At 66.9% G+C, this 19,555-nt stretch carries 14 protein-coding genes; 8 read left to right on the top strand and 6 right to left on the bottom strand.

Annotated elements, in window-relative coordinates:
* The first annotated feature begins 49 nt into the window (after nt 1-49).
* From VNF92_09965 to VNF92_09950, 4 genes are read left to right on the top strand one after another with little or no spacing between them, the layout of a single operon-like run.
* Complete coding sequence (locus tag VNF92_09965) at nt 50-1,264, top strand: hypothetical protein (GenBank protein ID HVA58203.1); 1,215 nt, start codon at nt 50-52, stop codon at nt 1,262-1,264.
* Entirely contained in the window at nt 1,261-2,328 is a 1,068-nt protein-coding gene (locus VNF92_09960) for a hypothetical protein (GenBank protein HVA58202.1), read from the top strand. The genes VNF92_09965 and VNF92_09960 overlap by 4 nt, the downstream gene beginning before the upstream one ends.
* Nucleotides 2,328-2,843: a GNAT family N-acetyltransferase gene (locus VNF92_09955; GenBank protein HVA58201.1), complete on the top strand. Its 516-nt coding sequence runs from the start codon at nt 2,328-2,330 to the stop codon at nt 2,841-2,843. The genes VNF92_09960 and VNF92_09955 overlap by 1 nt, the downstream gene beginning before the upstream one ends.
* A gap of 5 nt (nt 2,844-2,848) precedes the next feature.
* A complete protein-coding gene (locus VNF92_09950; GenBank protein ID HVA58200.1) occupies nt 2,849-4,015 on the top strand; it encodes a KamA family radical SAM protein in 1,167 nt (388 codons plus the stop codon).
* Nucleotides 4,016-4,064: 49 nt separating this feature from the next.
* Here VNF92_09950 and VNF92_09945 read toward each other — a convergent pair whose 3' ends face one another.
* From VNF92_09945 to VNF92_09925, 5 genes are all read right to left on the bottom strand, one after another.
* Nucleotides 4,065-4,469: a hypothetical protein gene (locus VNF92_09945; protein HVA58199.1), complete on the bottom strand. Its 405-nt coding sequence runs from the start codon at nt 4,467-4,469 to the stop codon at nt 4,065-4,067.
* Nucleotides 4,470-4,510: 41 nt separating this feature from the next.
* Nucleotides 4,511-6,613, bottom strand: coding sequence for an elongation factor G (fusA, locus tag VNF92_09940; GenBank protein HVA58198.1), 2,103 nt, complete (start codon nt 6,611-6,613; stop codon nt 4,511-4,513).
* Nucleotides 6,614-6,631: 18 nt separating this feature from the next.
* Complete coding sequence (locus tag VNF92_09935) at nt 6,632-6,898, bottom strand: hypothetical protein (GenBank protein ID HVA58197.1); 267 nt, start codon at nt 6,896-6,898, stop codon at nt 6,632-6,634.
* A 130-nt stretch (nt 6,899-7,028) separates the two neighbouring features.
* A complete protein-coding gene (locus VNF92_09930; protein ID HVA58196.1) occupies nt 7,029-7,607 on the bottom strand; it encodes a hypothetical protein in 579 nt (192 codons plus the stop codon).
* 624 nt (nt 7,608-8,231) lie between these two features.
* The gene (locus VNF92_09925) at nt 8,232-11,264 is read right to left on the bottom strand and encodes a tetratricopeptide repeat protein (GenBank protein ID HVA58195.1); all 3,033 of its coding nucleotides are present in this window, start codon (nt 11,262-11,264) and stop codon (nt 8,232-8,234) included.
* Nucleotides 11,265-11,458: 194 nt separating this feature from the next.
* Here VNF92_09925 and VNF92_09920 point away from each other — a divergent pair, with 194 nt between their 5' ends.
* The gene (locus VNF92_09920) at nt 11,459-13,408 is read left to right on the top strand and encodes a DUF1800 domain-containing protein (GenBank protein ID HVA58194.1); all 1,950 of its coding nucleotides are present in this window, start codon (nt 11,459-11,461) and stop codon (nt 13,406-13,408) included.
* Nucleotides 13,409-13,420: 12 nt separating this feature from the next.
* On the top strand, nt 13,421-14,671 hold the full coding sequence (locus VNF92_09915) for a DUF1501 domain-containing protein (GenBank protein ID HVA58193.1): 1,251 nt from the start codon (nt 13,421-13,423) through the stop codon (nt 14,669-14,671).
* 37 nt (nt 14,672-14,708) lie between these two features.
* On the opposite strand, the gene VNF92_09910 is transcribed toward VNF92_09915, so the two are convergent.
* A complete protein-coding gene (locus VNF92_09910; protein HVA58192.1) occupies nt 14,709-16,751 on the bottom strand; it encodes a PBP1A family penicillin-binding protein in 2,043 nt (680 codons plus the stop codon).
* Nucleotides 16,752-17,199: 448 nt separating this feature from the next.
* Here VNF92_09910 and VNF92_09905 point away from each other — a divergent pair, with 448 nt between their 5' ends.
* On the top strand, nt 17,200-18,045 hold the full coding sequence (locus VNF92_09905; protein ID HVA58191.1) for a polysaccharide deacetylase family protein: 846 nt from the start codon (nt 17,200-17,202) through the stop codon (nt 18,043-18,045).
* A gap of 137 nt (nt 18,046-18,182) precedes the next feature.
* A complete protein-coding gene (locus VNF92_09900) occupies nt 18,183-19,379 on the top strand; it encodes a hypothetical protein (GenBank protein ID HVA58190.1) in 1,197 nt (398 codons plus the stop codon).
* Nucleotides 19,380-19,555 lie beyond the last annotated feature (176 nt).

The raw sequence follows: 19,555 nt of genomic DNA, 5'->3' as shown, positions 1-19,555 counted from the left end.
TGCGCGACGAATTCGCGGAGCGTATCTTGCCGCGTCCTTTCGAGAACGGATGACGCGTATCGGTTTCGCGTACAATCAAAAGCCTGAGTCGGCTCCCGCATCGCACGCTGCTACAGACGCGGTCGACGCCGACGACGAGCCGCCAGGTACGCGCCGGGACCCGAGGTCCCGGATCTCCCCCTCTGTCCCGACTAGCCCTTTCGCCGCGAACGGCGGTGGCACGGGACTTGTCGCGCCCTCCATTCCCACGCCGAGCGACGATGTCTACGCCGAGTGGGACTCGGCGGAGACCATTGACGCCGTCGCCGACGCCCTCGCGGCATTCGGAGATGTGATCCGGCTGGAGGCCGATGCCGACTTTCCCGCCCTCCTCCGCGAAACGCGACCCGACCTCGTGTTCAACATCGCCGAGGGCCTGCAGGGGCCCAACCGCGAGGCCCACGTACCGGCCATCTGCGAGTTCTACGGCGTTCCCTACTCGGGCAGCGATCCGTTCACGCTGTCCCTCTGCTTGCACAAGGCGCGGACCAAGCAGGTGCTCGCGGCCCACGGGATCCCCACGGCCGGGTTCGTGCTCGTGGAAACGGAAGCGGACCTCAGGGCGCTTGCCGCCGGTGGCCACCCGCGCGCGACGGCCTCGACCCCGCGCTATCCGCTGTTCCTCAAGCCCGTCCAGGAAGGCTCGTCCAAGGGCATCACCGAGCGCAACTTCGTGCGTGACCCCGGCGAACTCCTCGCCCGCGGGCGCGAACTGCTACAGCTCTACGAGCAGCCTGTACTTGCCGAGGAGTACCTGCCGGGAGCCGAGTTCACCTGCGGCGTGCTCGGCAATGGGCCAGCGGCCCAGGTGCTTCCGCTCGTCGGCATGCGCTTCGAGACGCTGCCCGAGGGCGCCGTACCGATTTACGGGTTCGAGGCCAAGTGGGTGTGGGACACGCGCGACCATCCGCTGGAGATCTTCGAGTGCCCGGCGCAACTCTCCCCAGAGCTGCGCGCGGCGATCGAACAGACCGCGCTCGGCGCGTACCACGCCGTCGGCTGCCGCGACTGGTCGCGCATCGACGTTCGGCTGGACCGCCATGGTACCCCGCATATCATCGAGATCAATCCGCTCCCGGGCATCCTGCCCGACCCTGCGGATCATTCCTGCCTGCCCAAGGCCGCGCGTGCGGCCGGGCTGTCGTACGACGAGCTGATCCAGGCTTGTCTTGTCCATGCCGCCGAGCGGCAAGGTCTCGCCCTCCAGCGCAGGAGTGTGCCGTGAGAATCGCCATTCTGTTCGACGGAGCATCCGCTGTCGCCGCCTTTCCCGACCTTGCCATCCTCGAGACTGTCGAAGCTATCGAAACGTCTCTGACGGCCGAGGGGAATACGGTCGCGCGAGTGCCAGTACGTGTCGACGGCCGCTGGATCGAGCGGCTCCGCAAGGGATCGTTCGATCTCGTCTTCAATATGTGCGAGGGCGTGGACGGCATCGCGGCCCTCGAGCCGCCCGTGATCGCGGTGCTCGAGATGCTTGGCCTGCCCTACACCGGCAGCTCCAGCTTCACGACGGCGCTCTGTCTGCGCAAACACGTGGTCAACGCGCTACTCGACCAGGCCGGGCTGCCAGTACCGACGTTCGCTGCCTTCCGCCGCGGCGACCCCCTGTACTCGATCGGGTACCCGGCTATCTGCAAGCCGACGGCGGAGGATGCCTCCATCGGCATCGAGCAGAAGTCAGTGGTGCGCACCAAGCGCGCGCTAACCCGGCGTGTCGAGGCGATGCTCGATCGCTGGACCGAGGTGCTGGTTCAGCGCTTCGTGGACGGCCGCGAGGTAAACGTGGGCATTCTGGGAGACACCGTGCTTCCCGTGGCCGAGATCCAGTTCGACGGCCTGCCCAAGGGAATGTGGCGAATCGTGAGCTACCGGTCGAAGTGGGAGGCAGGATCGAACGAGGACACCGGGACGATGCCGCGCTGTCCCGCCGAACTGTCGCCTGAACTGGACGCGGAGGTGCGGCGGATCGCCATCGCCGCCTGGCGCCTGGTGGGTGGCCAGGGCTACGGCCGCGTCGATATGCGCATCGACGCCGACGGCCGGCCGTGGATTCTCGAAGTGAATCCGAACCCCGATATCGCCGCTGATGCCGGACTCGCGCGCATGGCCAAGGTGGCCGGCATCAGCTATCCTCGTCTCATTCGCTCCGTGAGCCAACTCGGCGCCCGTCGGCGGGTCGAGGTCGGCGACGCCGACCGGCTGTGGGCCCTCGCGTTCAAGCTCTCGGGCGGGGTCGATCCGACCCTCGAGACCGACCTGTTCGACAGCGCACTTCAGGCCTCCTGATGTATACGCTCGGTCCGCTCGACGCCCCGCATCGCACGGCGCTGGACACGCTGCTCCGTGCGTCGCATGCATTCAGCCATGAGGAGATCGAGGTCGCACTCGCATTGTTCGACGAGACGACCCTGACACCGGGAACTCCGCCCGAGGATTATGAATTCGTGGCGGCGTTCGACCGTGCGGGGTCTCTCGCCGGATATTGCTGCTATGGCGCAACGCCGGGAACCGAAGGGACGTACGACGTCTACTGGATCGCCGTCGATCCGGTGCACCAGGGAGGCGGGGTGGGGTCGAGGCTGCTGGCCGAGGTCGAGCGGCGCCTGGCCGAGCGCCGGGCGCGGCTCGTGGTGGTGGAGACGTCGGGACGGGACGGGTACGAAGCGGCACGACGGTTTTACGACGCGCGCGGCTACCGTGTGGCGGCGCGACTCCGGGATTTTTACGGCCCGGCCGACGACCGGCTGGTGTTCACGCGGCACCTCGAGAGTCCTCCCTCACCCGCACCAAGCGGAGCGTAACCGCCATGAGCGACTGGCAGCAACTCCTCCACACGGGCGTCGACACGCTCGACAAATTGGCCGAGCGTTTCGGGCCCGACGTCATCGACGTCGACGCGTTGAAGCCGGCGTTCGACAACTTCCAGATGCGGCTCACCCCCGCCGTGCTCGCCCAGATCAAGGAAGTGGGCGACCCGATCTGGAATCAGTACGTTCCCACGGTTCAGGAACTGGACATTGTGGACGGCGTGATCGACTCGCTCGACGAGGACGGCGACTCTCCGGTACCCAACATCACCCACCGGTATCCCGACCGTGCCCTGTTCCTCGTGAGCCCGGTGTGCGCGTCGTACTGCCGCTTCTGTACCCGCCGCCGGAAGGTGGGCGACCCCGAGAAGATCCCGCTCAATCAGTACGAGTCGGCATTCGAGTACATCCGCAGCCATCCGGAAATCCGCGACGTCATCATGAGCGGCGGTGACCCGATGATGCTCTCCGATCGACGCCTGGAATACCTGTTCCAGCGGCTGCGCGAGATCCCGCACGTGGAAATCATCCGCATCGGGAGCCGGATCACGGCGCATCTGCCCGAGCGCATCACGCCCGAGTTCTGCGAGATGGTAAAGAAGTACCATCCGGTGTACATGAACACCCACTTCAACCACCCCAGCGAACTCACGCCGGCCACGGTGGCGGCACTGGGACGCCTGGCCGATGCCGGGGTGCCGCTCGGCTGCCAGACGGTTCTGCTCCGTGGCGTGAATGACAACCCGGAGATCATGAAGGAGCTGATGCAGAAGCTCCTTAAGGCGCGCGTGCGCCCGTATTACTTGTACATGGCCGACCAGGTCGCAGGCGGCGAGCACTTCCGGACCATGGTCGAGACCGGGCTCGAGATCGTGAAGGCCTTGCGTGGATGGACCTCGGGCCTGGCCGTTCCCCATTTCTGCATCGACGCGCCCGGCGGCGGTGGCAAGGTACCCCTCCTGCCCGAGTACGTGGAAAAGATCACGGAGGACGAAGTGATCTTCCGCAACTACGAGGGCAAGCGGTTCACCTACAAGCAGCCCCGGCCGTTGGTCACGGCCAGTGCGTGCGGCGCGGCCGCGGAGCAGGATCCGGCGGTCCTGCCCATCCAGAGCGCCAACCCGGCCAAGAAAACCGTGCGTCAGCGGCGCCGCAAGACGGGCTGACGAGCGCACACGCCTGGCGGTCCGCCGTGCTCGGCGGACCGCCGGGGCATCAATGGGTGGAAATCACGATCGCCCCACCGGCGTTGCCAGTCCCGAATCGTTGCGTGGCGTCGGTCGGACTCAGGTAACGGATTTCCTTGATGCCACCTGCCGGGAGGTCGCGTAGGCCGGACACCCCTCCGATGCTGGTGTTGTCCACGTAGACCTGGAGGGCGGGTGGCCCGGACCTCAACGACGAACTTGCCGCGCCACCGCGCTGCGCGAGCATCGACGGCCGTAGCTGTTGGATTGCATCGTATGCGTTGGCGAACGACCTTCCGGCGAGTTCGTCCGCGGTAATCAGATCGAACCGGTGGCTCGGCGTGGGCGCCGATGAACTGGGCGTGCCACTGGGGGCACAGCCGCCCACCGAGGCAGCCAGGGCGACGCAAAGAACCAGCGAATTGATGCGCATGGAAGTTGGGGGGTTGGGGGAAAGTGTCCGCCGGCGCGGCGTCAGTGCGCCATCACCTCTTCGTGTTCCTTGGCCGACTCCGCGATCACGCGCTGCGCAGCGTCGGCCGGCATCTCTTCGTACCCGCGGAAACGACGAGTGAACACGGCCCGCCCCTGCGTCATCGACTGCAACGCACTCGCGTACATGTGCAACTCAGCCTGCGGGATCACCGCCCGCACGCGCGTTCCGTCGGCGGTCGCCTCGGTGCCGAGAATATGGCCTCGACGGGCCGACAGGTCGCCCAACACGTCGCCCATGTACTCCTCCGGCGTGACGATCTCGAGTTCGTCGAGGGGCTCGAGTAGCACCGGTTTGCACTTCGGGGCGACGGCCTTGAAGCCCAGGATCCCCGCCATCTTGAACGACATCTCGTTCGAGTCTACGGTATGGAACGACCCGTCGAACAGCTCCGCTTTGAAGTCCACGAGGGGATAGCCAGCGAGCACGCCCCGCACTGACGCTTCCTGGATCCCCTTGTCCACCGCTGGGATGAATTTGCTGGGGATCGCGCCGCCCACGATCTTGTCCACGAACTCGTAGCCTGCCCCGCGCGACAGCGGGGCAAACCGCACCCAACAGTCGCCGAACTGGCCGCGCCCACCGCTCTGCTTCTTGTGGCGGCCTTGGCCCTCGGCGGTGCCACGGAGTGTTTCCCGGTACGCTATGCTCGGCTTGGTGAGCTCGGCATCGACCCCGTACTTCCGCTTGAGCTTGCCCATCGTCACTTCGAGATGCCGCTCGCCGAGACCCGACACGATCGTCTCATGCGTTTCGGCGTTGTAGTGCATCTCAAAGGTCGGATCCTCGTCGTGGAGTCGATGCAGACCGGCCTGCAGCTTCTCCTCGTCCCCCCGGGCGGCAGCGTGCACCGCCATCTGCAGCACCCCCTCGGGAAAGGCGATCTGCGGCAACCGTACCGGATGCTGGCGCGTGGACAGCGTGTCATTGGTATGCGTATTGCGCAGCTTGGCCACACACCCGATGTCGCCCGCGTACAGCACGGGCATCTCCGTACGGTCCTTGCCCTGCGAGATCGAGAGATGGCCGAGTTTCTCGACCCCATCGCGCGTGGCATTGAACACCTCGGCGCCCGCCTCGATTTTGCCGGAGAAGATGCGGAAATAGCTCACCTCGCCCACGTGCGGCTCCGACATCGTCTTGAACACGAGCGCGGCGAGCGGGGCTTGATCGTCGCAGTGGATCTCCACCGTGTGATCGCCCTCGGCGCCCTTGAAGGCGTGCAGTTCCTCCATCGCGAAAGCCGTCGGCATCAGTTCCACTACCGTGCTGAGCACGGCCTGCGTGCCGTAGTTGAGTTCGCTCGAAACGCAGAACAAGGGGAAGAGCTCCATCTGCTTCATGGCTTCTTTCATGGCCCTGAGCGCGTCCTCGCGTGGGATCTCCCCACCTTCCAGGTAGCGCTCGAGCAGATCATCGTCGGTGGCCGCGATCGTCTCGATGAGCTGCTCGTAGTACTTGTCGAACACCGGCTGCAACTCAGCCGGGATGTCCACCTCGTCGTAGTTCCCGCCCTTCACCCCCTGCCTGTACAGGTGGGCCTTCTTGGAGAACAGGTTGATGATGCCATGGAACTCGGGGCCTTCGCCGATGGGCACCTCCACCGGGATCACCTTCGTGGTGAGCCGTTCGCGGATCTGATCATAGACGGCATCGAAGCTGGCGTGCTCTTTGTCCATCATGGACGCAACGAACAGCACCGGCTGTCGGCGCCTAACGGTCTCACGGAACATCCGCTCCGTGCCCACCTCGACTCCCGCCGTGGCGTTCACCACGCACAGGGCGCCGTCGGCCGCCGCCAGGCCGGCCACGGCGTCGCCCAGGAAGTCCAGATATCCCGGGGTGTCGATGAGGTTGATCTTGGTGTTCATCCACTCGGCGTAGGCGCAGCCGAGGTTGATCGAATAGCCGCGTTCCAATTCTTCCGGGGCCGTGTCGGTGAGTGAGGTCCCGTCCTTCACCGAGCCATGGCGCCTGCTGGCTCCAGACACGAAGGCGAGCGCATCGACCAGACTGGTCTTGCCGCTCGCCCCGTGCCCCACCACCGCTACATTCCGGATCTCCGATCCGCGGTACTCTGGCATTGGCCGATCCTCATCCGCTCAGGTAAGTGTGCCGATTCGCGGCGCGACCAGCAGCCAGGCGCGGAGAGTATCCTCTTCGACGTCGCCGACACTGCCGGGCAGATCCACGGCAATTGCGCGGCCCGATTGTCGCACCTCGCTGACGCAAGTAAAGACCGCGACGTCTGGCCCGCCGGCTTCCCCTTTGACGAAGGCCGCGCTCCACGTGCGGCCAAGCGCATCGGTGAAAACGCGCTCCCCGCCCGAGGGGCGGTGGGGCATGGTGCGGATGGACTGCCGTGGCACGCTACGATAGACCTCCCTGCCCGAAGCGTGGCCAATCGGAAGGGGGTTCGTCAAGGTACCCCCGAAGACGCCACCGGGGAGCGCGTAGGCGCTCCCCGGGGCTCACCGCTCTGACACGTCAGGTATCGTCTTACTCCCCCCCCTCGTAGTCAAAGGCCAGACTGTCTGCCTCACGCCATTGCTCCAGCACCGACTCCAACGGTCTCAATATCGGCGCCGTGAGCCCCAGAACTGGCCCCAACGACACCGCAATCGCCCGTCGGGCCCCTTCGGGCCAATCGGGCATGGACAGCCCGGCTACGAGACGGCCGATCACCTGGCCGCATTCCCGCATCAGCAGCGTGGCCGTCGCATGGAGAATGTCCAACGGGATCTCCAGGTCGCGCGTCACGAGCTGCCCCGTGCTGTCCCGCCACGCCGCGTCACCCACGGCGCCACGTTCCGCCCACACGCCCAGATGGCGGATGGACTCCAGATTCCCTACACCTTCCCCCTCCCAGGTACGGTGGCATTCCACCGCCGCCGCCAACGCCAACGCAACAGACTCCGCACTCGGGTCGCCATACAGCGTCACGATATCCCGCGACGGCCGCTCCGAATCGAGCGGCGCCGGGACGGAGTTCACATGCGCGAGCACCGGCGAATGGTCGGGGTTCTCCTCGAGCATCACGAGGATGTCCATGATCCCCTCCTGTCGAATTGCTGCCACACCATCGCCTCGCTCCCTCAACGAGTGCGCGCCGCACGAAGTTTCAACCGCGGTCGAGCATCCACTGCCACAAACACGTATGCCGATGTTTCGTTCCCGCGCGCACACCGCATTTCCTTGTCAACCCGCAGAACCGCTGTCGCGTCACTTCGGACGGTGGGAACCTCGGCGACGCGGAGCCCCCACGTGACCGCAATCACAAGACGGCCACCGCGCGCGGCCAGTTGGCCGCGGCTCGCCTATGGATCGGATCGCCGGTTGAAGTCCGCGGAGACCCGTCGGGCCGACGAGTGGGAGCGTGCCCGTGCCACGAAACACCTCGGCGCGGCGAAGGTTCGAACCCGACCGGCCGTCTGGGCAACCGACGGCCGGGCGCTCGAGCGAGTAGGGCGGGGTCATGGGGCCGTCGGGAGCGGCCGGGAGGCGGGGGACGCCGTCCAGCATGGCGAGCCTGCCCGCGGATCAGCACCTGCGCGTCGAATTCCACCTATCTATAAGGAAGGAGTTCCGGGGGTCAGGCGCCCTTCGGAGAGCCCCCCGCAGCGTTCCTATCGGGTAACGGCCGCGAATCAGGTCTGTGATCGAGATGCCACGTCAGACCGCCGAATTCGCTTGTGGTCCATATCACCCCTCGAACTCGAGCGACCTGAACTTCTCGGTCAGCGTCGTGAATCCCAGCGACGCCACCCGTGATGCGTACCGCTCCACTGCCGCACGCGTCACCCCAGGATCGATCTCGAACAGGGCCGTGGCGCAGGCGGCCGTCAACCATGCGGCGCTGAATAGATCAGCGCTGTCTGCCAGGGCGCGGGCGCTCTCGAACTGCTGCAGCGCGTCAGTGTTCCGTCGCTCCGCCGCTGCCACAAGCACCCGCAAGCACTCCACCAACTCGCGTCCCTGGAACCACTCGCTGCGCGGGGCCATCCGGCTTTCCGCTTCGGCCAAGGGTCGTCGAGCGTCGGCCAGCCGGCCCACCGCGAGGAGGCACAATCCTTCCCCGGCGCGAGCGCCGATCTCCACGTCCGATTGGCCAATGCGTTGAGCCAGCGAGGCAGTCGATTCGTACAACTCCGTACTCGAAGCATACTCTCCGAGCTCGCGCTCCACGTGCGCCATGTTGAACAGCGCGTGTAGCTGCAATTCGCTGTTCTTCACATTGGCGAACAACGACAGCGCTTCCCGAAACAGATTGCGAGCCTGCTCCAGATCGCCCAGCTTCTGCGACATGACCCCGAAGTTCAGCGCCGCGGTGCCCCATACGTCGGGCATCCCCGCCGCCCGGGCCAGCGAGATCGCCGTGCTGAGGGCCTCGTGAGCCAGGTCCATCCGGCTCTCGAGTTGGGCCACGATGCCGAGGCTGTTGTAACAGCGCACCTGTCCACGCACGTCGCCGGTCTGCCTGAACAACTCCAGCGCGCGTTGGTAGTATTCGCGTGCCCGCGCTGGAGATTCGGACTCGAGTGTGATGGCCAAGCGGTTCAACGCCTCGGCCAGGAGCGATGGGTCGCCCACACGCTCGGCAATCTCCGCGCACTCAGCGGCGATACGCGCCGATTCCCGCGGCTCACCCAGTCGGCCGTGCACCTGCGAGAGCAATGTGAGCACGGCCACCCGTTCCTCGTCGAACCCAAGCCGAGCCGCCTCCGCATCCATGGCGCGGAGTGCCTCGAGGGAACGGCGAGCCGGCTGGCCCAACTCCTTGCGCGCCCGTTCCCGCATGCGGCGCAGGGTGAGGGCGCGGCGGTGGTCGCCTCGACCGGCGAACCAGTCGATGGCCAGGTCGCACAGCTCCTCCTCTTCGTCGTAGCGGCCCATCGCGTCGGCGACCTGTGCCAGGCGCACGCGCGCCTCGGCCAGTTGGTCCGGCGCGGCGGCGTTGCGCACTGCTACCTGCAGCAGGTCGCGCGCCGTCTGCAGGGCGTACACCCCTTCGGCTTCGGCCGCCGCCTGGAGCGCAGTGCGATAGGCGTCTCCCGCCACCTCCGCGGCGTCGTAGTGTAGGGCGATTTCGGCCGCCGTCCCCTCCTCACGAGCCTCCATGGCACGACCCACCCGCTCGTGCTGGAGCCGCAGCGTTTCGGCCGGCATGGAGCGCACTAGGACGTCGGCGATGGATTCGTGCGCGAAAAGGAACGCTTTGCGCCGCCGCTCGTAGGTGTACTGGAGAATGCCGCGTTCCAGCGCCTCGTCGATCGCCGCTTCCACGGCATGCACGCTTCCCGCGCCCGCGGCCTCCATGAGCAACACGTCGAATTCCCGCCCCACCACGGCGGCGGTGGCGAGTACGGTGCGGGTCGCAGCGGATAGTCCGTCGAGCCGGCGCGACACGATACCGTCGATGCCCGGGGGCAGGCGTAGTTCGGAGACCGGCTTCCACTGCCACCGTTCACCTTCGCGCCAGAGCGCGCCGCCTTCGGCCAGATCGCGCATCAACTGGGTGAGCAGGAAGGGGTTGCCCTCGGTGTACCGGTACACGTACGCGAGAAATTCGCGAGCTACGTCCTGGTGGTCGAGAGACGCTTCCAGCCACCGCTTCACCTCGTCGCGTGTGAGCTGCGAAAGCTGGAGCTCCTCGAATCCGGCGTGGCCGCGGAGCGCGGCCCGCCGCTCGGCAGCCGGTGTGTATTCCACGCCCGTGCGCATCGTGATGCAGATGAGGATCTGTTCGTTGGCCAGCTGATCGACGAGATGGTCGAGGGTGTCCCAGGACGCCTCGTCGGCCCACTGCATCTCGTCGAGCACCACGACGAGCGGCCATTTGGCTGAGGCGGCGCGCAGCCATGCGGCGATTTCCTCCATAAGCCGGTACTTCGTGCCAGCCGCCAGCTTGCCCTCGCGCGGGAGCTCCGGGACGAGCTTGGGCAGCTCTCGCCACAGTTCGTCGAGCGGCGGCGCCACGCGGCGCATCGCCTGCAGCACGCCGGCCCACGGACCGTACGGCTGGCGCACCGCCATCTGTCGGCCGTGCCCATACACCATGGATCCGCCGAGCAGCCGTACTTCGGGTTCGAGCTGGCGCGCCAGTGTGAGCGTGCCGCTCCCGGCGTCGCCCACGATCGAGACAACGCGTGGGCGGCCGGCCGCCGCTTCGTCGAGCAGACGGAACAACGTGCGCCGCTCGGCCAGGCGCCCGGCGAATCGCACTATGTCGGGCATCGCCACGACTTGGCCGGCCACGAGGCCCGTCGCCATCGCGAAGCTGTCGCCGCCGCGCTGCGCCGCGGTAACGCGGGCCCGGCGGGCCGCCGCCACGAGCGACTCGGGGTCGGCGGCGTGATCGGGTGCGGCAGCCACGCCGGAGGAGATCGTCACGCGAGGTGGCGGGCCGGCCACCCGCGGCGGCGTCGCGGGCACGAATTCGTGGCCGCGCACTGCCGCGCCCATGCGGCTGGCCACCTGGCGGGCGTCTTTCGCACCCGCGCCCAGCAGCATGACCACCAGTTCACCATCGGAGACCCGTTGCACATAGTCGCCGGTGCGCAGGATCTTCTGCAGCATCTGGGCGATCTGTTCACAGATCTCGTCGGCGCCCGCGGGGCCGACTGCCAACTGTAGCGCCTGGAGCCGATCGAGTTCGATCGACACCAGGGACACCGGTCGGGTGGCGGCGTTGGTCTCGGCGAGCGTGGCCGAGATGACGTCCATCAGGTCGGGCATGCGTTGGCGTGACGGGAGTGACGGCCCACCGGTCCACACTGCACGAGAGGTCTTGGTGACCGGTGTCACCGAACCGTACGCCAAACCGCCTCACTCTCGCAAGCGCCGACGTCACACTTCTGGTCGGTTTCGTTAACGGGCCGGCCCTCCTATCCGTCTCACCAGCCGAGTCTCCAGAACCGGGAGAGGTCTCGATGCGGTTGCGAACCAAGATGTGGCTATGGCTACCCGCTGTCGGCGCGGCCTTCGCGTGCGCCAGCGGATCGACCGCGCCCGCTCCGGTCCAGGATCCCGCGCCCGCCGCGGCGCCGGTCGCGACCCTGCGCGAGCAGTTGCCCGACCAGCAGGTGCTGCAGGTGCTCAACCGGCTGGCATACGGCCCTCGCCCAGGTGACGTGGACAAGGTGCGGGCGATGGGCGTGGACCGGTGGATCTCGCTTCAACTCACGCCCGACCGCATCGACGATCACGTGGCCGACTCAGCCCTTGCCCAGTACCACCTGCTGGACACACCCACGGGCGACATTGTGCAGACGTTCCGCGAGGTGCAGGAGGCGCGCAGACAGATTCAACGGCGGATGAAGGGCGACGACAGTACGTCGCAGGCCGAGGCGCAGCGGCAGGTTCTGCGGGTCAACCCCCAGCTGCGGGAACTCCAGCAGCGCGTCCAAGGTCCGATCAACGAGTTGGTTTCTGCCCAGCTGGCGCGAGCCGTGCTGAGCGAGCGGCAACTGAACGAAGTGATGGTGGAATTCTGGGAGAACCACTTCAGCGTATACGTGGGCAAGGGACAGACTCGCAACTTCCTCAATGCCTACGATCGCGACGTCATCCGCCCGCATGCCCTGGGTAAGTTCCGCGATCTGCTGGGGGCCGTGGCGCACAGCCCGGCCATGCTGTTCTATCTCGACAACTGGGAGAGCCAGGCCGACAGTACGCACTCGACGCTCATGGCCAATGGCCGGGTGGCCACGGCAGCGCAGCGGCAGCGCGTGCTCGCTGCCCTGGGCCGGGCCCGACCGTACCAACTCCCCCCGCGACTCCGCGACTTGCCCGCCGACCAGCGCGCGCAAGCCGTGCAGCGGCTGCAACGGGCGGGCAAGCGCGGGCTCAACGAGAACTACGCGCGCGAATTGATGGAACTGCACACCCTCGGCGTGGAGGGCGGCTACACCCAGCACGACGTGATCGAGGTGGCGCGCTGCTTCACCGGCTGGAGCATCGACCAGCGCACCGGGGCATTCATCTTCCGTCCTCAGATGCACGACGCCGATGCCAAGGTGGTGCTGGGCCACCAGATTCCCGCCGGCCGCGGCGAGGAGGACGGGGAGGATGTACTCGACATCCTGGCGCGCAGCCCCGCCACAGCGCACTTCCTCGCCCGCAAGCTGGTGGTGCGGTTCGTGAGCGACAGCCCGCCCCCAGCTCTCGTCGACCGCGCCGCCCAGACCTTCCTGCGCACCGGCGGCGATATAAGAGCAGTTGTACGAACCATCGTCACGTCACCAGAATTCTTCAGCACGGCGGCCTACCGCGCCAAGGTGAAAACGCCATTCGAGGTGGTGGTGAGCGGCCTCCGCGCGCTCGACGCCCGGCCGGACACCACACCCCGCCTCGCCGGCCTGGTGGGGCTGCTTGGCCAACCCGCGTTCGGGCGACAGACACCCGACGGCTGGCCGGACCGCGGCGACGCCTGGATGAACACCGGTGCCATCCTCAATCGCATCAACTTCGGATTGCTGCTTGCCAGCGGGCGGCTGCCGGGGGCCGCGTTCACCAATTGGCCCTACGCCCGCGACCTCGCGCGCGCGCCGCACGACGACCAGGTGGACGGGGTGATCAAGGCGATCCTCGGGGGCGAGGTATCTCAGGTCACGCGCGACGTGCTGCTCACGGGTCGGAACCCGTTTCTCAGCAAAGCACGAACCGATTCGATCGCGAACATGGCCAACCCAGCGTCGTCCAATCCGAGAGGTGCCAGACGCGGGGCGCGGGGCGGAAGAGGCGGCGGCACCTTGGGTGTGGCCGGCCGTGGCGGCCGGGGGGGCGGCGGCGGATCGATTCTGACGCGTCCGCTCAACCTCACCGGCCTGCAACTGGTCGTGGGGCTCGCGCTGGGTGCGCCGGAATTTCAACGTAGGTAACGGGAGGCTGCTATGAATCGCCGAGTGTTCATGAAGTCGGGAGCGCTGGCGCTCGTCACGATGGGGCTGTCCCCGAGTTTCCTCCGACGGAGCGTGTTCGCCGCCGGCTTGCCAAGAGCGCAGAAAGGCAAGACGCTCATCTGCATCTTCCAGCGCGGGGCGGCAGACGCGCTCAACGTCGTCGTGCCGCACGGAGAGACCGCGTACTATCGCATGCGCCCCACCATCGCCATTCCCCGCCCTTCGCAAGACGTGGCTAATGCGGCGATCGACCTCGACGGATTCTTCGGCCTCCATCCGGCGCTGGCGCCGTTCAAGCCGCTATGGGACCGCGGCCTGCTCACCGCCGTCCACGCCGTGGGAAGCCCCAGCAACACACGCTCGCATTTCGATGCCCAGGACTACATGGAGAGCGGCACACCCGACAACAAGGGCACTCCCGACGGCTGGCTCAACCGGTACCTGGCCGCCAAGGGCACATGTGCCGAATGCGAAGTCACCCCGTTCCGCGCTGTGTCGATGACGCCGCAGACGCCGCGCATTCTCGAAGGTGCGGCACCCGTGGTGGCCATGAATAGTCTCGACGAATTCACCATCCGCACCGGGGGGAGCGCCGAGGCCGAGCTCGAAGCACTGTACATGACTGGATCGTCGGACGTCGTACACGCCGCCGGCGGCGACATGTTCGAGGCGATGAAGGTGTTGCGCGCCGCCAACCCACTGCAGTACCAGCCGCGCAACGGCGCCGTCTATCCCAATTCGACGTTCGGCCAGCACCTGAAGCAGATCGCCCAGCTCATCAAGTCTGACGTCGGGCTCGAGATCGCATTCGCCGACGTGGGCGGCTGGGATACGCACGTGAACCAAGGCGGCGCCACCGGTCAGCTTGCGCAGCGCCTCGACGATTTTTCTCGGTCCATCAACGGCCTGGTCACCGACCTCGGCGACCGGATGGCCGACGTGGCGATTCTCACGATGTCGGAGTTCGGCCGCACGGCGCGGCAGAACGGGGACGGCGGCACCGACCACGGGCACGCCAGCTCGATGTTCGTGATCGGCGGCGACGTGCAGGGGCACAAGGTACACGGCAAGTGGCCGGGGCTCGAACCAGAGCAGCTCAACGAGAATCGCGACCTTGCGCTCACCACCGATTTCCGCAGCGTATTCTCCGAAGTCGTGGGCAAGCACCTCGGTGCGACGGCCTTTGACCGTATCTTCCCGAGCTTCAACGACGACAAGAGCCGGTGGGTGGGCGTGCTCTGACGTCCGCGGCCGGGAGACGCTTGGCCGGGCACCCCGATCAGAAGCGGATGATTCGCCGAAGCCCGCGTTCCACGAGGGAGCGGATCCAGTTCTCGAAACCGTCGGCGATGCGCGGCGCCGGCGGTTCGGTGTGCATGGTGCACGTGTCCGTGGGCGCCGTGCCCGGCTTGAACCAGTCCGTGGCGCGTTGGGGGCACCACACACCAGCCAGTTGCCCCGACTCGGGATCGATGACGGCGGCCACCATATTCGCCGGCGGGGTCCACCGCGAATCGGCCGGCTCGCGCCATCCCGAACGCAGGATCGACGCCCAGGCCGGGGCGGCCAGCCGTCCACCCGTAGCGTCGCGGCTGATCGCATGCGGCGTGTCGTACCCGAACCATACCCCGGCCACGAGCGTCGGTGTGTAGCCCACGAACCAGACGTCGGCGTTGTTGTTCGTCGTGCCGGTCTTGCCGGCCACGGGTCCCTGAACGCCCAGGTCGCGCACCTCGCGCCCCGTGCCAAAATCCACCACCCCTTCCAGCATGGACGTCATCTCGTACGCGTCGCGCGGATCCATGACCCGTTGCCGCTGCGTCGCGCTTTGCCAGAGCACCGCGCCGCCTGGTGCCTCGATCTGCGTCACCAAGCGGGGGACCACCCGCATGCCGCCGTTGGCGAATGGCGCGTATCCCGCCACCAGTTCCAGTGGCGTCACATCGAATGCGCCAAGGGCGATGGACGGCACCGGCGCGAGGGGGCTGACGATGCCGTTGCGGCGCGCGGCGGCAATGACGTCGCGCTCGCCCACTCCATGGCTCACCCGCACCGCTGCCGCATTCGACGAGATGATCAGCGCCCGACGCATGGTCACTGGCCCCGTGTATTCATTGCCGTAGTTCGCGGGGCTCCAGATGCGCCCGCCCAGGTCGATATTTACGGGCTCGTCCTGGACCATCGTCGCGGGGGAGAGACCGGCCTTCAGCGCCGCCGCGTATACGAACGGCTTGAACGCCGACCCCGGCTGGCGGCGGGCGTCGAGGGCGCGGTCGAACCCACCCCGTACGACCTGCGTGCCGCCGACGAGTGCGCGGATGTCGCCGGTGGCTGCATCGAGTGCCACGAACGCCCCTTCGACGGGGCCAGGGGCCGAGCCGTATTCGCTTTCCGTTTCGCGCGCGATGGCGTCGGCCTGGCCCGGCACGACGCGGTCGGCCGCGCGCTGCAGCGCCCAGTCGATGGTCGTGCGCACTGTAAGATCGCCGGTCCGACGTCCGGGGGGCAGCACGGAGTCGACCAGGGAGCGGACGGCGTCGATCACGGTGGACGCGTCGCGCTGGTCGGGGTGCCACCCGTCGCCGGCGACCTCCACCGGTTCGGCGCGCGCTTCGTCGGCTTGGTCGGGCGAGATGAAGCCCTGGTCGGCCATCAATCCGAGCACGAGGTCACGTCGGGCCCTGGCGCGGTCCTCGTCGCGGCGGGGCGTGTATGCCGACGGTCCCTTGGGAAGGGCGGCGAGGAGCGCACCTTCGGCCAGCGTGAGTTGTGAGACGTGCTTGTCGAACAGGTCGCGGCTGGCCGCTTCGACGCCGTATACGCCGTCGCCGAGGTAGATCGCGTTGAGGTAGAGATCGAGAATCTGGTTCTTGGTCAGGTTGCGCTCGAACAGGCGGGCGTACCGTATTTCGAGGAGCTTGCGCCGGAGTGACCGTCCCGTGTAGCGGTTGGCGAGAAAGGTGTTGCGGGCCACCTGCATATCGATCGTGCTGAACCCCTGACGCACGCCGAGGGCGGCGATGTTCCGCACTGTCGCCCGCACGAGTCCACGCCAGTCGAGTCCGTGGTGCTGGTAGAAGCGCCGGTCCTCCGTGGCAACGAAGGCGTCGCGCACCTCAGCGGGCACGCGGCTGAGCGGCACGTCGATGCGCCGCACAAAGGCCAGGTGGCCAATCAGCCGACCCGATCGGTCGAGGATCCGCCCGCCTTCGTCTGGGCGGTACGCCCGAATTTCGGCGCCCGAGGGACAGCCGTCGAAGCCGCAGGTGCCGAGCCAGGCATCGAACGCCACTACGGCCGTGAGAAAGACGGCGAGCGCCACGACAAGGCCTCCGCGGCTGCGAGCCCGGGCTGCCGACCCGGCACCTCGGCGTGCAACCGACTGGATCCATAGGTGACACCGGGCGAACCCGGCCCGTAATCCCGCGGCGACGTTCATATCCTCGGGGTGATGGACGCCTCTTGAGAGGCGTACGCGGCGCGCCGTCGCAGGTTTCTGGCGGCCCGATTAGACTTCACCGCCACATCCATCATCTCCATCCGGTCAGGTGCCATTGCTGCTCTCTGGGCAAGTTAAGTGGCTGTTGTGCGGGTTCGCCGCGGCCGTTATTCCGTATCACGCGGCGGGCGCTCAAGCGCTGGCGTCGCAGGATTTGACACCCGAAGTTGGCGCGGGGGTTCGCGTAGCCCGGCCACAGGTCGAACGCCCGCCCGCGCCCGGCGGCGGCTCGCCGCTGGACAGCTCGCTCCGGGCCAACCGCGAGGGGCGGGTGCCGATTCTGGAGTATCATCTCGTCGCCGATAGCGACTCGCGGTGGGGTCGCAGTTGGCACCACTTTGCGCAGGACCTGCAACTCCTGTACGACCACGGGTACCGCCCGGTGACGGTATCGCAGCTTGTCGACAAGAAGCTCGACCTTCCGGCCGGCACGTCGCCGGTGGTGTTCACCTTCGATGATGCATCGCCGGGCCAATTCCGGTACATCGAACAAAACGGGAAACTGGAGATCGATTCGACGAGCGCGATCGGGATCTGGCTGGCGTTCCATGCCAAACATCCTGATTGGGGCAACCGGGCCACCTTCTGCATGCTGCCGGCGGCCGCTGCCGGCCATGCGTTTTTCGGTGAGCGGGGCATCCAGGGGCAGAAGTCCGCCTGGCGCTTTAGGAAAGTCAAATACCTGGCCGACCTGGGCTTCGAGCTGTGCGGCCACACGTTGTGGCACGCCAATCTGGCCAAGTACAGCGACGCGGTGGTGCAGGAGCAGATCGCGCGCGGAGACATGGCAATCGACTCGGCGGTGCCTGGCTATCGCGTGCGGACGTTCGCGTTGCCGCTGGGCATCTGGCCCAAGAACCGCGCACTGGCCAAGGCTGGATCGTGGAAAGACCCCAAGACCGGCCAGGTGTATCGCTACGATTTCGACGCGATTCTCGAGGTCGCGGGCGGGCCCAATCGCAGCCCCTACGACCCACGGTTCAATCCACTGAGCCTGAGCCGCATCCAGGTGTACGACAACGAACTCGTGCGCGTGGTGGACATGCTCGACCGGACGCACTCGCGCTTTGTGGCGGGGGCGGAGCCGGCCCCAGGTTCCGCAGCGAAACGGAAATAGGCGCCTGGATACGCGTGATCGACGGGCGCGCGGGTTACGGAGCGATCCGGTGACGGGCAGCATCGCGCGTCACAGAGGCCGGGCGGCCGCACGGGTGCGGCGTCATGCATGAAGCGCGCGTACGGGCGCGGGCGCGTATGATCCCCCGTGCGTTCGTCGAAGAATTGACCCGCTCGGGCGGGGACGATGCGGCAGCGCAGGCGGCGGTGGCCGGACTCGTGGTATTGCGCACCGTTGATCGGTGGGTGGCGGAGGGCTGCCGCTCCGGATTTGATGTCGCCGGTGCAATGGCAACCGTGCAGAGCGTTGACCCTGGACAGTCCACTCCGGCGCTGCTCGAGCGCGTGCTCGATGCCATCGCGGGTGGGGGACCGGATTCTGCATCGACGGTGGCTGATTGGCTCCTGAAGTATGGGAAGGCGCTCGAAATGGACGCCAAGTGGCATCTCGCATTGGCCGTGTACGACGCGATCGTGGACCATGCGGGGGCAGCGAGTCCGGAGACGGCGGTGGCACATGCGCTGACGCGAGAGGGATATTGCCTTCGCGTACTCGGCCGATTCGAAGATTCACGGCGAAGTCACTTGCGGGCACGCCAGATCGCGGAACGCACGGGAGACTTGACCAACGTCATGTTGGCCGATCTCGGGCGCGCGAGGACCGATGCGGCGCAAGGGTTCTCGGCCAAGGCAGACGCTGAGTTTCGCCGAGTTGTCCAATGCGCGGAACAAGCAGCGCTCCCACGCCTGCAGTCGTTGGCGCTCCACGAATGCGCGGTCATGGCGGGAAACCGCGGTGATCTCGCGGACGCCGCCCGTCTGGCGTATGCTGCCCTGCAATTATGCGAGTCTCCCTCAGACCGGGACCGCATTCTCACCGACATCGGCGAGAATTTCCGCCGACTCGGAATGCGCGACGCGGCCCGCGACGCATTCCTCATTCTGTCGTGTACCGCGCGCGATCAGTATTGCTGCTGGATGTCGCTCATTCTGCTCATGCGGATCGCGGCAGATGACGGCGCGGGCAAGTCGTTTCGCAAGTACCGCCGCATGCTTGACTCTTCACCGCTGCCCTTGCCATTACAAATCGAGTTGGCACTGCAGGTCGGGTATGGCCTGCGCGCCCTGGGCATGGAAGGGCCGAGTCAGACTGCGTTTCGCCGCGCGGCTTCGCTCGCCAAGACGCACAGGTTCACGCGCGAGTTGCAAGTCATTGAACACGCGATAGCGGGGCGATCCGATTGCGTGGAGGAACCGGCAACGGTCACCCCATCGGACCTCGAAACGATTGTTGGCGGATTGCGCGCAATGCGCGAAGCCGCAGTCGCGGGCTGATCATCCGACTGCCGCCGCAACCGCGGACTTCTGCTTACATCTGGCGGTAGGCGCCAAACAGGCCGGGAAGCAGCGTGACCACCCAGAGGCCGATGCCGAACGCCCAGGCCTTCGCTTTGGGGACTTTACCGATCACCGCGACGCCGATTGCGATCAGCACCAGGCCCCACAAGGCG

The sequence above is a fragment of the Gemmatimonadaceae bacterium genome (assembly GCA_035533015.1).
Taxonomy (GTDB): Bacteria; Gemmatimonadota; Gemmatimonadetes; order Gemmatimonadales; family Gemmatimonadaceae; genus JAGWRI01.
This window is presented reverse-complemented; position numbering and strand designations above follow the sequence as displayed.